The sequence below is a fragment of the Tumebacillus amylolyticus genome, assembly GCF_016722965.1.
Lineage (GTDB): Bacteria > Bacillota > Bacilli > Tumebacillales > Tumebacillaceae > Tumebacillus > Tumebacillus amylolyticus.
The window spans coordinates 42,836-56,631 of record NZ_JAEQNB010000001.1 but is presented as its reverse complement, the minus strand read 5'-3'; the positions used below and the strand labels follow the sequence as shown (position 1 = coordinate 56,631).

Below are 13,796 nucleotides of genomic sequence, written 5' to 3'. Positions count from 1 at the left end.
ATTGTAACACATCTTGTGTTCCACGTGAAACAAGTTATCGCAGTTGCATCCGAATTTGATTGGCTTGGCGGGACAGGGAGATAAATTCTGTGTCTAACTGTTGTTTGGCCACGGCATCTGTAGCGGTCGTCAGTTCGAATGAAAGTTGCGAGATGCGCGTTTCCAACAGGAGGAGTTCGTCTTGCAATTGTTTTTTGATTTCTTTCTTGCTGGGGGCAAGGGCTGGTTTGCTCTTGCGTTCCATGTATTCTTGGAAGCCCATCGGGTGAACGATCAATTGTCCGTCGCGAATCTCCCAGACTTTGTTGGTCATCTTCTCCAAGAAATAGCGGTCGTGCGACGCCACGATGAAAGCGCCCGGATAATCATCCAACGCCTCTTCTAATTTTTCGCGAGTCATGATGTCCAAATGGTTAGACGGCTCGTCGAGAATCAGCGTGTTGAAACGACTGAGGATCAATTTCACAAACACATACCGCACGCGTTCCCCATAGCTCAACGTCGAGAGCTTGCGGAACACCTCATCTCCTCGGAACAGGAACGACCCTAGGAAAAGCCGTGCTGTCGTGTTGTCCATCTTCGGGAGGTACAACAGATCATCGAGCAACGTCCGATCCAAATTCAGTGCATCAAACACCTGATCAAAATACCCAAGCGTCGCGGTCGGCGTCACCCGGATGTTCCCACGCTCTCCTTGGAGTTGACCGGTCAGCAGTTTCAAGAGCGTACTCTTGCCCGTCCCGTTGGGTCCGACGAGTGCGATGCGGTCGTTTTTGTTGACTTCGAAATTCACACGGTTGAGGATCGTACGGTCTTCATAGCCGAACGTTACGTCCTCTCCACGCAAGAGCAACGGTCGCTCGGAAGTCTCGATCTCCAAGAACTTCACCTTCGCCACCAATTTGTTCTCCGGTTTTTCCTGCGGTTCCAGTTGTTCGAGGCGTTTTTCCATAGCCTTCGCTTTGCTGAACATGTTGGCAGCCGTTGCTTTGTCGCCCGCTTTGAGGTTTCTGGCAAAAGAATCGGTGGCTTTGCGGCCCTTTTCCCCTTTGGTTGCCCATTGGCGTTTGCGTTCAATCGCTTCTTCGAGGTGGTCGCGTTCTTTGAGGTACTCTTGGTAGTTGTGCTCGATGCGCTCTTCTTCTGATGTCACCCAGGCGGCGTACTGGGAGTAGTTGCCCGGATAGGGAGTGATTTCGCAGGCTTTCAACGCCCACGTTTGGTTGGTTACGTTGTCGAGGAAGCGGCGGTCATGAGAGATGACAAGCAATGATACTTTCGCGGATCGGAGCTTTTTTTCCAAGAGTTGAACGGCGTCGAGGTCGAGGTGGTTGGTCGGCTCGTCGAGCAGGAGTAAGTCCGGCTGGGTGCTGAGGGCTGCGAGTAGGGCAACTTTGGTCTGTTCGCCGCCACTCAGATTCGCGATCGGCAAATCCCAGATGTGGTCGCGCAGTCCCATCTCCTTCGCGGCCGCAGTCGTCACGGTAAGGTTCTGAGCGGCAAGCCAATCGGAAACGGTCTGCTCCTCGAATCCTTCCAGCGATTGCGCTACATACGCAACCCGTCCGTAAAAAGAAACACTCCCCTCCTCCGGGGTCTCCTCTCCGGCGAGTATTCGCATCAACGTCGATTTGCCCTCGCCGTTGCGTCCGACGAGACCAATGCGGTCTCCGGTATGAATTTCAACTTCGATATGTTTGAGCACCTCGCGGATGCCATACGATTGACTCAGGTTCACAGTTTGCAACAACATCATAAAGCGGTCAGTCCCTTCGTTTTTGGGGTTCACTTCACAGTAGCGAACATCAAAAAGCCGTGGACATGCATACGCATGAATCCACGGCAGAATAGGACCTTTTTAGGCAATAAAAAAGAGGTCGCTTCCCTTACACCGTATCATGGATTCTGGACAGAGCTATCCCGTCCCACCGCTCCTCAGATTTCGGAGCCGCGTATGCATTCAGACCTTTGAAGTTCGGGTCAGTTAGCATACAGAATGATCCATGTCGTGTAAGTAAGGCCACCCTTCGGTTCGTAGTTGTTCCTAGTATATGACATCTGACGTTTTTTTACAACGCTCAAAAAAATGGGCGGATAGGCCAAGTTCCCGATTGCCCGTTTTTTAATACCTTGAAGGTGTAGAGATTTGGAGGTGGACCCCATGGCGGTTATCAGAAGAACCGCACCGGAAGTGCGTTTGTTGGCGCGCTTGATGCGAGCGGAAGCAGAGGGTGAATTGTCCCAAGGCATGTTGATGGTCGGCAATGTCGGCGTCAACCGCGTGCGTGCGAATTGCTCCGACTTTAAAGGGATGCGAACGATCACACAGATGATCAACCAGCGCTATTGCCCGACATGCCGTCATTTTATGTTTGAAGCGGTCGAGAAGCCCACGTTCTACCGCAAGGCACGCAACGCCGACGTCCGACTCGCCGAAAAAGCAATCGACGGCATGCGCTTATGGCCCGCCACCCGGTCGCTGTGGTACATGAACCCCAAGTATATCAATCACAACGTCTGCATCACCCCCTACTGGCCCACCCGCAATGCACAATATGTCGGCCGTTTCAAAGCACATTGCTTCTACCAGCCGACGTATCAGCATTGCCCACACTTCGCCTAGATCGATTATGAAGGAGAGATAGAAACCATGTACATGAATTCCCCCTGCTCTCAATCTTCTTCCCAACGTGGATACTACCGGATGTCTTCGGCTCCGATGAATCCCATGTATCATCCGGTCGCCATGCCGATGCAAATGCCTGGCATGCCGATGGCTCCCGGCATGGGCTACCCGCAACAACAGCAAGACGGACCGATGGGACCGACCACCGACATTCCGAACCCGATCGGTGGTCCCGGCGAGGAGTCCTACATCGAGAACATCTTGCGTTTCAACCACGGCAAGATCGCGACGATCTACCTGACGTTTGAAAACAACTCCCAATGGAACGCCAAAGTGGTCCGTGGGCGTATCGAGACGGCAGGTCGTGACCACATCATCATCTCCGACCCGCAAACCGGCAAGCGCTATGTGTTCCAGATGATCAACCTCGACTGGATCGAGTTCGACGGCCCGATCGTCTACATCGCTCCGAAACTGCCCGCGAGCGTACAAGGGCAACTGACCCAAGGATAGTACTGAAAAAAACCATGCAAAAAAAAAGGCCCCCACCTATTTTTGGTGGAGGGCCTTTTCTCATAGCCGGGCTCTTTGCAGGGCTCTGTTCCCTGCGCAGGACGATGTTACTTCCCGGCGGACTTGGCGATGGTGCTTTCGGTTGTCGAATACGCGGTGCCGGCCGCGTGCAAGTTGCCGGAGATGTCGCCCATCGCGGAGCTCAAGAGATCCAGCGAACTGTGCAACTTCGTCCAGAGATCGTGGAACGCCGTATGCGAAGACCCCGACCAGCCGGAGGAGGCCGTATTCGCCGCCGAATTCAGCGAAGAGATCGTGCCTTTGATCTCCTGTACGATGGTGCCAAACGAATCACCGGTGCTATGTAATTGCTCGGAATCGACAGAAATTTGCATGGAAGTCCCTCCTGACAGTTTCTACTTGTCTTAGAGCTTGTTGAAGGAGACAAACTCCCCGACCGGTTTGCGATAGCCGCGCGGGCGAAGGGAGGAGATGTCCTCTTTGCCGACGGTGATCAACATGACCGGAACGTAGCGGTCCGGGATGTTGAGGACTGCTTTGAGCTGATCGGGCACGAAGCCGATCATCGGGCAGGTGTCCCAACCGCGGTCTTTGGCGGTCAGCATGAACAGCATCGCGGCAAGCGAGGCGTTTCGGATCGCTTCTTCCCGTTGGAACACCGGACCGTTGCCTTCGTAAGTTCCGTTGATTGCACCGATGGTTTCGTCGTACTCCCCTTGCGAGAGAACGCCGAGCTTGCGCAGTCCTTCGTAAATCTCCGGGGCGTTCTGGTACGCGAGCGTGTCGCCGAGGACGGCGATGACGGCCGAGGCGGTTTTTACTTTGTATTGTTGGTACGCGGCTTGGTAGACGCCGTCTTTCAATTCCGGGTCATCGACGACCAAGAAGTGGGCGTGCTGCAAATTGAATGCAGACGGACCGAATTTGACGACGTTGAAGATGTCTTCGAACTCCGAACGCGGAATCTCAATGCCTTCTACGAATTTGTTCGCGGAACGGCGGGTTTTGACGATGTTTTGAAAATCACCCATGTGAACAACCCCCATTGTGACAGGTCATAGTTACTAGTTCCATGATACTGCGTATTGTAGAGGTTGTCTGTAAGTTATTTCATAATCGTTCGGGTAGAACTTATGAAAAAAGAGACCTCCTTTTTGGAAAAAGGAGGTCTCTCTTGTTTATCTGCGTTTCCACCAATCGTAGTTGATGTTTTGAAACTTTACAGATTCATAGGTCACACCGTAGCGTTTTTCTAAACGCTCGAAAATATACATCCAGTTGTCGGCGCGCACGTCGTCCTCGGCTTCCCAAGAACAGTCCGTTTCATCGCAGATCAGGAATCTCTTGTTCAGTTCGACAATTTCCACTTCGTAAACATTGCCTGCCCCCTCACAACGGGGGCACATGACACGGTCTTTGAAAAATTCCACTGTCCTGTCACACCTCTCTTACGGCACGGGATACGCCGTGATCACTTGGTTGGTACCCGGTCTGACCACCAATTTCAAAGACCGCTCACCATTCGTCCCGATTACGCGGCCCATGTTGACCATATAGACGGACGAATCAGTCGCAAGCGGTGCCCCTTTCTTCGCCCATGCTTCGTCAAGCAGGGGGAGAATCTGGTTGCGATCCAAGCTAAAAACAGTGTGTGTAGATTTCGCTGTATTCTCAGAGAAGTGGGCTAATACGTGGTTGACACGGTTGCCGAACGCCTTGTCTTCCCCATAGATGAGGCCCCCAGAGGAAGTCCATGTGCTGTTTCCATTATACGTTAGTTTGCCCATAACCGTCGGGTTGTTCAACTGCATGCGTAAACCGATTTGGTTGGAAAGTGTGATTTCGTCCTGGGAGAGCGTGGTCGGAATGTTGAATTCGCGCAGGAGTTCATATGGGTTTTCGTATGCGGTTGCTTTGATTGCGGCTTGCTTAGCTGCGGATTCGGCAGCAAGTTTGCCTCCGAACCATTCTCCCGCTTTGGCAAGTTCCCAGATGCCTTTGCCAATCTCCCCTCCCCCGGTAAACATCGTGATGTCGAGTCCAAGGTCGAGAACGAGGATGGCTACTGCTTTCGCACGATCGGCAGCTGAACTGCCGGATGCGATGAGAATATTCCAGGAGTTGCGGATTTCGTCGACGCCCATGAAGTCTTTGACATAGCCCCACAGGGTGCTGAGCATACCATCATCTGGAGCCCCGTAGCTGTCATCGTACCCGAGGGAGGTCTTCAATCCCGATACGTCGCTGGCAGAGCCGGACATGGACGATCCAGTTGAGTTCACTTGGGAAACGGCCGCATTCATCGAAGATATAGCCGCGTTCATCTGGTTGAGTCCTTGGTTCACAGAGGCGATGTTATCTGTCATTTGGTTGATGCCCACAACGGCATCGGAAATTCCTACGTTCATTTGTGCAACTGCGGCATTCATTTGATCAACGGCAATAATCATATCGTTGATCGACTTGTTCATCTCGTCAATCCCGACCAACATCTGGTTGATGCCGTTGGTCATTTGTTGGATCGCCTTGTCGAGATCTTCGTTGGTTTCCAAACCCTTTTGGAAATCTTGGGTGTTGACGGATACTAGGCTCGACAGGTCGTTTTCGAACGTTCCGCCCACGTCGAACGCGCTGAACTGGTTCAGTTTGTAGATCTTGTCCGACATCAGCAACATGCCATTCTGGTTCATGGTGGCTTGGTTGATGGCATACGCCACGCGGTACAAGATCGTGTTGCGAGCAATCTCGTTGGCACTGTGATGACCTGCTGTGACCGTGATCGGGACCGTTGCAGACTCCGCTTGCAAATGTTGCAATGCTTGCGGCAACGTCATCTCCGAGCGGATTGTACCGCCCTGATTTTGCAAGGTCAAGTTGTCCGAAGACACACGGCTCATCGTCGCTTGGTCGTTGGTCGCTTTGGCGATCATAAACTTAATCTTGTTCACGATCATCTGGCGGTCAATTCCGAAGTTGTACGAACTGACTTTCAGCGGTGTCATCTGCACGATGCTCAATTGATTGCGCATGAAATCAGCGTTCGCATGAGATTGGGATTGAATGTTTGGATTGGTCGTGGACATGTAGAGTTTGCCTTCTGCGCGGATGCGCTGTTGCAAGTCTTCTTCGTCCTCTTGTGAATAGCCGACCATGTTAAAGTTGATGAGGCCACGCATTTTTTCTGCTTGGTAGTGCGCTTCGGCCATTGCTTCTTGGTCGTTGATCGCCTTCGCTTCGTTGTACGTCTCTACTTCGGCGGTGATGATCTGGTTATACTCGTCAACCGTGGAGATTGTGCCGGGTAGTGGACCTGAGATTTCGGAGATCCCCTGCCAGGATTGCTCATTGAAATACAGCATGGTGTCCAACCCATCTGCGTACGTCTGCGGCACGGTAACCGACGGATTCGGAAGCAAGCCGTCCAACTGTTTGGACGCGTTAATCAAGCCGGTGAAATCTGTTTTGTACCCGGCCACGTCAATCGCGAGTTTGGAGAGGAGTACGCCTTTGTTTGCTTTGTTCAAACTCGGGTAGCCCGGCGTAACGTAAACGGGTGGTGAGGAGGATTCGAGCAATAATCGGTCGATGCCCTGATCCAACGTGAGTTCCGGGCCAATTGTGCCACCCTTGGCGAGCAAGGTAACGTTGTCATTGGCTGCTTGGGTCATGGTCGCGTTGTCTTTTCGAGCCAGCGCGAGGGAGTACTTGATCTTGTTCATGACCATTTGCTTGTCGACCGGGAATCCGCTGGTGGTCGGACCGATGTACGGGTCGCTCGAAGTCGTGGTCGTGGTCGTGGGGGGAGTTTGCAGGTCTGGGGTCAAGGATGTAATTTGCGAAAAGAGTTTTTGTACGTTGGAAGAGGTCGTAGAGAGAATGGTCGCATCGGTGTTGGCGTTGTGGTAATACGCTTGTGCGATCATCTGGTAGTCAAGATCGTCTACAGTGAAGGGTTGCGGCGTCTGCCCCGCATTGAGGGCTGCGATGGCCGCACGGAGTTTGTCCGCTTGGGCGTGTGCAAGGTCCATGCCTTTTTGGTCATGGTTGGTGTTACACACGTTCCACATGGAAACCTCTGCATTGACGCGCTGGTTGTAGTCGCCAATCATCGTAGGAATCGGTGCCGGGTTTCTGTACACCGGAACAACAGGCGTCATGGTTTCCATGTTGACATAATAGGCCCAAGCTTGCGATGGGATGATAGAGATTGTGATAAGAAAAATAAGGACAGAGGCTAAGATGTTTCGAAAAACGGAGTTAGTCAAGATCAATCCTCCTAGTTCAATAAAGTTCAGAGGTGCATCTTATCAAATATGAACATTATGTGACATGATTAAATAATGGAAGATCACCCAATGGAAAACGCCCCCTCAAAACTCATCAAAGAAGCCCCCGGTACGTTGAGTACCAGGGGCTTTTGTTACTTGATTGCGACATTATGTCTATGAAACGTTGTCCAACTTCTTCTGGATTACCTTATTTTTGAGAGATACATGTCTACGGCAAAAACGGACTTTTTTCGCCTACATAGTAGATGTGCAGGTCGTGCATGGCTCGGGTGCAAGCGGTGTAGAACAATTTGCGCTCGCTTTCTCGTCCGTATTGTTCCTGGGAAGCGTTGTAGATAATGACGGCGTCGAACTCGACTCCCTTGGCGAGATACGCGGGGATGACTTGGGTGCCGGCTTCAAAAGAGCCACTCTCTTGCGTGATCAAGCGCAGGGAGAGGTGTTCCTTCAGCACGTCATAGGCTTCTTGGCTCTCGACGGCCGTTTTGCAGATGATACCGATGGTGCTGTGACCTTGCGCCTGCAGTTGCAAGACGCGGTCGGTGACTTGAGCGGCCAGCGTGGCTTTGTCCGGCAGTTGGAGCACCGTCGGTTCGGAGCCGGAGCGATTGAACGGCTCAATGTTGTTGCCGTTTGGCAGCATGGTTTTCGTGAACTCCACGATCTGACGGGTGGAACGGTAGCTCTTCGTCAGCACGATCATCTCCGTCTCCTCCGAGCCGTAGAGCGTGGAGAGCCATTCAAACGAAGAGTTCTGGTTGGCATGGGCGTAGATCGCTTGGTTGAAATCGCCGAGCACCGTCATCTTCGCACGCGGGAACAGGCGCTTGAGGAACGCGAATTGGAACGGTGAGTAGTCTTGCGCTTCGTCCAAGAAGACATGGCGAATCGAGTTGTTGGTTTGGAAGCCTTCGAGTCGTTCCTTCAAGTACAGGTACGGCGTTGCGTCCTCGTAGGCGAGGTTCGCTTCGCGAACGAGTTCAACCGTTTGGGCGGCAAATTCCTCCCAGTGCGCCGGGAGGTTTCCATCCATCAACTGTCTCGCAAGCTCTGGGTCGGAGAACAGATGACGGAATACGCCCGGAATGTCGACGAAGCGCAGGCGCTTGACGCCGGAGCGAAGTTTTTTGAAACGCTCTTGGACGACCATGTAGGCGAGTTGGTCCCGTTCACGCTTGTGGTCGTCGAAGGAGTTTTCGGTGAAGCGGTTTTTCTTGCGCAGGCGTTGGTAGGCTTTGAGATAGGAGTCTGTGTCGAGGAGTTCGATTTCTTCGTCGACCCAGTCTTTTTTCAATTCTTTACGCCCGAGTTCCTTGAGTTCTTCTTGCAACCAATCGGCAAGCAGACGCATGCGATTGGGAATCGGAAGCGACGGTTCGTAGGAGTAAAATTGCTCGCGAATGCGGTCGGACGAAAGAAGCAGTTCGCCGCGGAACCGGATATTTTTGAAGACCAGTCCTTGCGAGCCGAGGTGCTCCACATAGCGTTCCAAGACGTGCAGGAAGTTCGTGGTCGATTTGTAGGTAATGCCGGCGATGCGTGCCTCATAGCCCGACTCCTGCATGGCGGTGAGGACATACTCCATCTGGGTCAGCGGGTCTTCGATGTTGAATTCACGGCCGAGACGGTGTTCGAGGTATTCGATGAACGTCGTTTGTTGCATGTTCTCTTCGCCAAGCTCCGGCAAAACGGTCGAGACGTAGGAGTTGAACATGGTGTTTGGAGAGAACAGCACGATCTGATCGGCGGTCAGGGCTCCTCGGAAGCGGTAGAGCAAGTACGCGACCCGTTGCAGGGCTGCGGACGTTTTGCCGCTTCCCGCCGCTCCTTGGACGATCAGGAGGCGGCTCGTGGTGTTGCGGATGATCTGGTTTTGCTCGCGTTGGATCGTGGCGACGATGCTTTTCATCTGCGAGTCGGAGTGTTTGCCGAGCACTTCTTGCAGCAGTTCGTCGCCGATCGTCACTCCCGTGTCAAATAAACTTTGGATGTGCCCGTCGCGGATGATGTATTGGCGCTTGAGTTCGAGTTCTCCGTGGACGGTGCCGTCGGGAGTTTCGTACTCGGCAGGTCCCGGCGGGTAGTCGTAGTAGAGACTGGAAACCGGCGCCCGCCAATCGTAGACGAGAAATTCATCGTCCGTTTCGTTCAGCAAAGAGCCGATGCCCAGGTAGATGCGGTCCGTGTTGTCTGAGCCGCCTTCGGTGAAGTCGATGCGTCCGAAGTACGGGGATTGCTGCAGGCGCATGAGTTTCTTGAGTTGGTTCTGGGCATGCCGGTGACTGCGTTCCCGTTCTGAGAGGACTTCCGCTTGTTGCTTGAGCACCGCGTACGTCTCGATGATGTCGTCCGGCTCGTCGAAATTCACGGTGACGTCGTCCCAGAAGTTGTTGCGGATCTCCACGATGTCCGCTCTCGCCTCTCCGAGTTGCTTGGTCAGGGTCTTGATTCGGCCGTCAATTTCGGTGACGACCTTCTCCACCCGTTGTTGTTCGGCTCGTATTTCTTGTTCGGGCATGCTCAATGGAACCACTCCTTTTTGCAAAGGTTGACAGACGTGCGTTGTATGTGGTATCATTATAGTAGGTCTTTTATAACGTAATACCGTAGTAAAAAGATACCATTCCTCATTTTAGCATGAGGCTTTTTGCTTTTCAATATGTATGTGAAAACGGAGTCGCGCAAGCGGGCTCCGTTTTTTTTTGTTGGCCTTTTTTTATTCGTCGTTCAGGTGGTTGGTGTTGTTGGTGAAGTGGATGAGGCGGCCCCTTGGGGTGAATTCGATCAGGTGGATCGCGGTGTCGCCGGAGAGGGTCCAGAGGTTTTGGACGACGGGCGTTTGCAGGAAGCTCTCCATGAGGCGCGAGATCATGCCGCCGTGGCAGACGATGGCGATGCGCTTGTGATCTTGGCTTTGGTTTCGAATGTAGGAGAAGACCTGTTCGGCGCGTCCACGGAATTCGATGTGCGATTCGCCGATCTCGCCGTGCTTCTCATGCGGTTGCAACTCCCACGGGAACGGACCGATGTGATCCGGCTGGCCGGCGAGGTTGCCGTTGTTGTGCTCGCGGAGTTCATCAAGGAAATGGATCGGGCAGTTGATTGCGGACTGGAGGATCTCGGCAGTTTCGCTGGCTCGTTTGAGCGTGCTCGCCCAGATGATGTCGGGCGGGAATTTTTCGAGAACGTGCCGGGCCATTTTGCGCGCTTGGGCACGGCCTCGGTCGGTCATCGGATAGTCGGCACGGCCTTCGTGGACTTTGAGAATGTCCGCTTCGGATTCGCCGTGGCGGATGAGCAGAATTTGCATGAGTACACCTCTTGGATTCCAGTTTTTAGGCAGGGAGGTACGTATTCGCTGTGGGTGTGCTTTTCCCTGCTTTGATGAAAAAAGACCTTCAACAGCAACGCCGTTGAAGGTCTTTTTTAGTGCCTACGTCCACCAAACGTTATCAAGCTTCTCCCGAATCACCTGTTGCTTCAAGAAGGAGACTGCTTTCTGGAAGCCCTCCTCGACCGCCATCAAGCTGTCTTCGTGCTCGATGCTCAGCGTCCCGTTATACCCGACCAATTGCAGGGCGGAGACGATGTCACGCCAGGTTTTTTCACCGTGTCCGTAGCCGACCGTTCGGAAAATCCAGGAGCGCTGCAATTCTTGACGGTAGCTCTTCGTGTCGAGGACGCCTTGCAACGCCATGTTGCGGTCGTCGAACGCCGTGTCCTTCGCGTGCACGTGGAAGATCGCTTGCTTCTGCCCCAGTTCCTTGATGCACGCCACCGGGTCCATGCCTTGCCAGAACAGGTGGCTCGGGTCGAAGTTCATCCCGATCGTGTCGCCGCACTCCTCGCGAAGTCGCAGCATCGTTTCGGTGTTGTACACCACGAAGCCCGGATGTGCTTCGATGGCGACACGGACACCGTGTTTTTTCAAAAACTCATGCTGGGCAGACCAGTACGGGATCACTTTTTCGTTCCATTGCCAGTTGAGAACTTGCGTGAATTCCTCCGGCCATGGGCAAGTCACCCAGACGGGGTTCTGCGAGGTATCCGATTCGCCCGGGCAACCGGAGAACGTGATGACTTGCAAGCCGCCCAACTCTTCGGCGAGGCGGACGGTGTTCTCGAAGTCTTGATGATACTGCTTGGCGATCTCTTGGTTGGGATGCAACGGGTTGCCGTGGCAGCTCAGCGCCGAAATTTCCAGACCGCGATCTTGCACGGCCTGTGCGAACTCGCGAAGTTTCGCTTTGTCCGCGAGCAGTTCGGCGGGGTCGCAGTGTGCCTTGCCCGGATAGCCGCCGGTGCCGATCTCGACCGTGACCAGTCCGCTTTGCGCTACGTAATCGAGTGCTTCAGTGAAGGATCGATCGCCGAACAACACCATGAATACGCCCAGTTTCATTTCGATTCCTCCGTTGCCAGCGCTTCGAGCGGTTTCGCATTGCCGTACACAGGCGTCGGCCCTTGCGTGGAGTGCGCCCAGTTCACCGCATTGGCGATGACTTTTTGCACCTGTTCGTGGTGGTACGTCGGATGCGTCTCATGACCGGGACGGAAGTAAAAAATCTTGCCGCTGCCCCGGCGGAACGTGCATCCGCTGCGGAACACTTCGCCGCCTGTAAACCACGAGACCAACACCAACTCATCCGGAGCCGGGATGTCGAAATGCTCGCCGTACATCTCTTCGTGCTCCAATTCGATGTACTCGCCGATGCCGCTGACGATCGGATGCGTCGGATCGACGACCCACAGTCGTTCGCGCTCACCCGCTTCCCGCCATTTCAGGTCGCAGGACGTGCCCATCAGTTTTTTGAACACTTTCGAGAAATGGCCGGAGTGCAAGACGATCAGCCCCATGCCTTTCCAGACGCGTTCCACCACTTTGGCGACGATCTCCTCGCTCACTTCGTCATGCGCGATATGGCCCCACCAGACGAGAACGTCGGTGTCGTTCAGCACGTCGTCGGTCAAGCCGTGTTGCGGTTCGTCAAGCGTGGCGGTGCGCACTTCAAAGCCTTGCTCACGAAGCGGGCTCGCGATGGCATTGTGAATGCCGTTCGGGTAAATCTCCGCCACCGTGGGATTTTTCAGTTCATGGCGGTATTCATTCCAGACGGTGACACGAATCCCTGCGCTCATTGCCGTCATCTCCTTTGCCCATTTTCATCGAAGTACACGGCCTCGCCGGTTTTGGCCGAATCATAGATCGCTTGCAAGATTTCGGTGACGACGAGCGCCTCCTCCGGTTTGACGACCGGCTCTGTGTCTTCGAGGATCGACTGAATCCAAAGTCTCGCTTCCAAATCGGCCGCGCTCTCCGTCGCGCCGTCGTAGAAGTCAACGCCCTTGCCTTCCAGCTCTACATGGCGGGTGTACAGACGACCGAGGTCTTCCCCGTTGATGCGCAGTCCGTCCAGCATGTCCGCACCGCCCTTGGTTCCGCTGAGCGTGCATTTCGCTTCTCCGGTTTGCAGCGTGTTCAACGCCCAGCTCGATTCCAAGACGATGGTCGCGCCGTCGTGCATGACGATGAATCCAAACGCGGAGTCCTCCACCGTGAATTTCTCCGGGTCCCACGGTCCCCACGCGTTGGCGGCGTTTTTCATCTTGCCGAGTTGATGATGCGTGGTGCCGACGACCATTTTCGGCTTGTAGTTGTTCATCATCCACAGCGTCAGGTCCAGCGCATGCGTCCCGATGTCGATCAGCGGACCGCCGCCTTGCTTTTCTTCATCTAAAAAAACACCCCACGTCGGCACGGCTCGGCGACGAATCGCGTGCGCCTTGGCAAAATAAATGTGGCCCAAGTCGCCCCGCTCACAAATTTCGTGCAGATAGCGGCTGTCGCTGCGGAAGCGGTTTTGGTAGCCGATCGACAATTTCTTGCCGGTGCGACGTGCGGCCTCGACCATCGCTTTGGCACCTTGCACCGTTTTGTCCATCGGTTTTTCGCACATGACGTGCTTGCCCGCTTCCAGCGCCGCGACGGTGATCTCGGCGTGCGTGTCGTTCGGGGTGCAGATATGTACAACGTCGATGGAGGCATCGAGCAGAAGTTCCCGATAGTCTACATAGACCTTCGCATCTGCAGCGCCGAACTGCTCTCTCGCGGCGACCGCTGCACTCTCTACAACGTCACAAAAAGCGACCAATTCCACCTCCGGCAGCTTCTGCAAGCTCGGCAGGTGTTTTCCTCGGGCAATGCCATTGCAACCAATCATGCCAACTCTCAGCTTTTGGGTCACTTCGATCCCTCCAAAGTCTATAGGTAACGTTTTCTTGGTATTCGATAAGCAAGGTTCACGTCACTGGAGAAACGACGAGAAAACGTTTTCTCGATAAAAACT

At 53.9% G+C, this 13,796-nt stretch carries 12 protein-coding genes; 2 read left to right on the top strand and 10 right to left on the bottom strand.

The genetic code is table 11. The annotated features are described in order from the left end of the window. Nucleotides 1–34: 34 nt before the first annotated feature. Complete coding sequence (abc-f, locus tag JJB07_RS00280) at nt 35–1,756, bottom strand: ribosomal protection-like ABC-F family protein (RefSeq protein ID WP_201630186.1); 1,722 nt, start codon at nt 1,754–1,756, stop codon at nt 35–37. A gap of 405 nt (nt 1,757–2,161) precedes the next feature. Here abc-f and JJB07_RS00275 point away from each other — a divergent pair, with 405 nt between their 5' ends. Continuing rightward, nucleotides 2,162–2,623, top strand: coding sequence for a cell wall hydrolase (locus tag JJB07_RS00275; protein ID WP_201630185.1), 462 nt, complete (start codon nt 2,162–2,164; stop codon nt 2,621–2,623). 96 nt (nt 2,624–2,719) lie between these two features. Further along, complete coding sequence (gene gerQ, locus JJB07_RS00270) at nt 2,720–3,139, top strand: spore coat protein GerQ (protein ID WP_430727211.1); 420 nt, start codon at nt 2,720–2,722, stop codon at nt 3,137–3,139. Between the two features lie 107 nt (nt 3,140–3,246). Here the strand turns inward: gerQ and JJB07_RS00265 are convergent, their stop codons facing one another. From JJB07_RS00265 to JJB07_RS00225, 9 genes are all read right to left on the bottom strand, one after another. After that, nucleotides 3,247–3,534 carry a WXG100 family type VII secretion target gene (locus JJB07_RS00265; protein ID WP_201630184.1) on the bottom strand — a complete coding sequence of 96 codons (288 nt, stop codon included), beginning with the start codon at nt 3,532–3,534 and terminating at the stop codon, nt 3,247–3,249. A 30-nt stretch (nt 3,535–3,564) separates the two neighbouring features. Then, nucleotides 3,565–4,191 carry a nitroreductase family protein gene (locus JJB07_RS00260; RefSeq protein ID WP_201630183.1) on the bottom strand — a complete coding sequence of 209 codons (627 nt, stop codon included), beginning with the start codon at nt 4,189–4,191 and terminating at the stop codon, nt 3,565–3,567. 147 nt (nt 4,192–4,338) lie between these two features. Then, entirely contained in the window at nt 4,339–4,590 is a 252-nt protein-coding gene (locus JJB07_RS00255; RefSeq protein ID WP_201630181.1) for a hypothetical protein, read from the bottom strand. An 18-nt stretch (nt 4,591–4,608) separates the two neighbouring features. Next, on the bottom strand, nt 4,609–7,326 hold the full coding sequence (locus JJB07_RS00250; protein WP_201630179.1) for a methyl-accepting chemotaxis protein: 2,718 nt from the start codon (nt 7,324–7,326) through the stop codon (nt 4,609–4,611). Between the two features lie 331 nt (nt 7,327–7,657). Then, nucleotides 7,658–9,967: an RNA polymerase recycling motor HelD gene (gene helD, locus JJB07_RS00245; RefSeq protein ID WP_283809031.1), complete on the bottom strand. Its 2,310-nt coding sequence runs from the start codon at nt 9,965–9,967 to the stop codon at nt 7,658–7,660. Nucleotides 9,968–10,165: 198 nt separating this feature from the next. Further along, the gene (locus JJB07_RS00240) at nt 10,166–10,759 is read right to left on the bottom strand and encodes a histidine phosphatase family protein (RefSeq protein WP_201630175.1); all 594 of its coding nucleotides are present in this window, start codon (nt 10,757–10,759) and stop codon (nt 10,166–10,168) included. A gap of 123 nt (nt 10,760–10,882) precedes the next feature. Further along, the gene (locus JJB07_RS00235) at nt 10,883–11,851 is read right to left on the bottom strand and encodes a sugar phosphate isomerase/epimerase family protein (protein WP_201630173.1); all 969 of its coding nucleotides are present in this window, start codon (nt 11,849–11,851) and stop codon (nt 10,883–10,885) included. After that, nucleotides 11,848–12,588 carry a ThuA domain-containing protein gene (locus JJB07_RS00230; protein WP_201630171.1) on the bottom strand — a complete coding sequence of 247 codons (741 nt, stop codon included), beginning with the start codon at nt 12,586–12,588 and terminating at the stop codon, nt 11,848–11,850. Before JJB07_RS00230 ends, JJB07_RS00235 begins: the two co-directional genes overlap by 4 nt. A 5-nt stretch (nt 12,589–12,593) precedes the next feature. After that, nucleotides 12,594–13,694 (bottom strand): Gfo/Idh/MocA family oxidoreductase, encoded by a 1,101-nt coding sequence (locus tag JJB07_RS00225; RefSeq protein ID WP_201630169.1) that lies wholly within the window; start codon nt 13,692–13,694, stop codon nt 12,594–12,596. Nucleotides 13,695–13,796: the final 102 nt, after the last annotated feature.

Bases quoted from the DNA above. Each gene is read 5' to 3' on its own strand.
- abc-f (WP_201630186.1), bottom strand. From the start codon at position 1,756: ATGATGTTGTTGCAAACTGTGAACCTGAGTCAATCGTATGGCATCCGC.
- JJB07_RS00275 (WP_201630185.1), top strand. From the start codon at position 2,162: ATGGCGGTTATCAGAAGAACCGCACCGGAAGTGCGTTTGTTGGCGCGC.
- gerQ (WP_430727211.1), top strand. From the start codon at position 2,720: ATGAATCCCATGTATCATCCGGTCGCCATGCCGATGCAAATGCCTGGC.
- JJB07_RS00265 (WP_201630184.1), bottom strand. From the start codon at position 3,534: ATGCAAATTTCTGTCGATTCCGAGCAATTACATAGCACCGGTGATTCG.
- JJB07_RS00260 (WP_201630183.1), bottom strand. From the start codon at position 4,191: ATGGGTGATTTTCAAAACATCGTCAAAACCCGCCGTTCCGCGAACAAA.
- JJB07_RS00250 (WP_201630179.1), bottom strand. From the start codon at position 7,326: ATGGAAACCATGACGCCTGTTGTTCCGGTGTACAGAAACCCGGCACCG.
- helD (WP_283809031.1), bottom strand. From the start codon at position 9,967: ATGCCCGAACAAGAAATACGAGCCGAACAACAACGGGTGGAGAAGGTC.
- JJB07_RS00240 (WP_201630175.1), bottom strand. From the start codon at position 10,759: ATGCAAATTCTGCTCATCCGCCACGGCGAATCCGAAGCGGACATTCTC.
- JJB07_RS00235 (WP_201630173.1), bottom strand. From the start codon at position 11,851: ATGAAACTGGGCGTATTCATGGTGTTGTTCGGCGATCGATCCTTCACT.
- JJB07_RS00230 (WP_201630171.1), bottom strand. From the start codon at position 12,588: ATGAGCGCAGGGATTCGTGTCACCGTCTGGAATGAATACCGCCATGAA.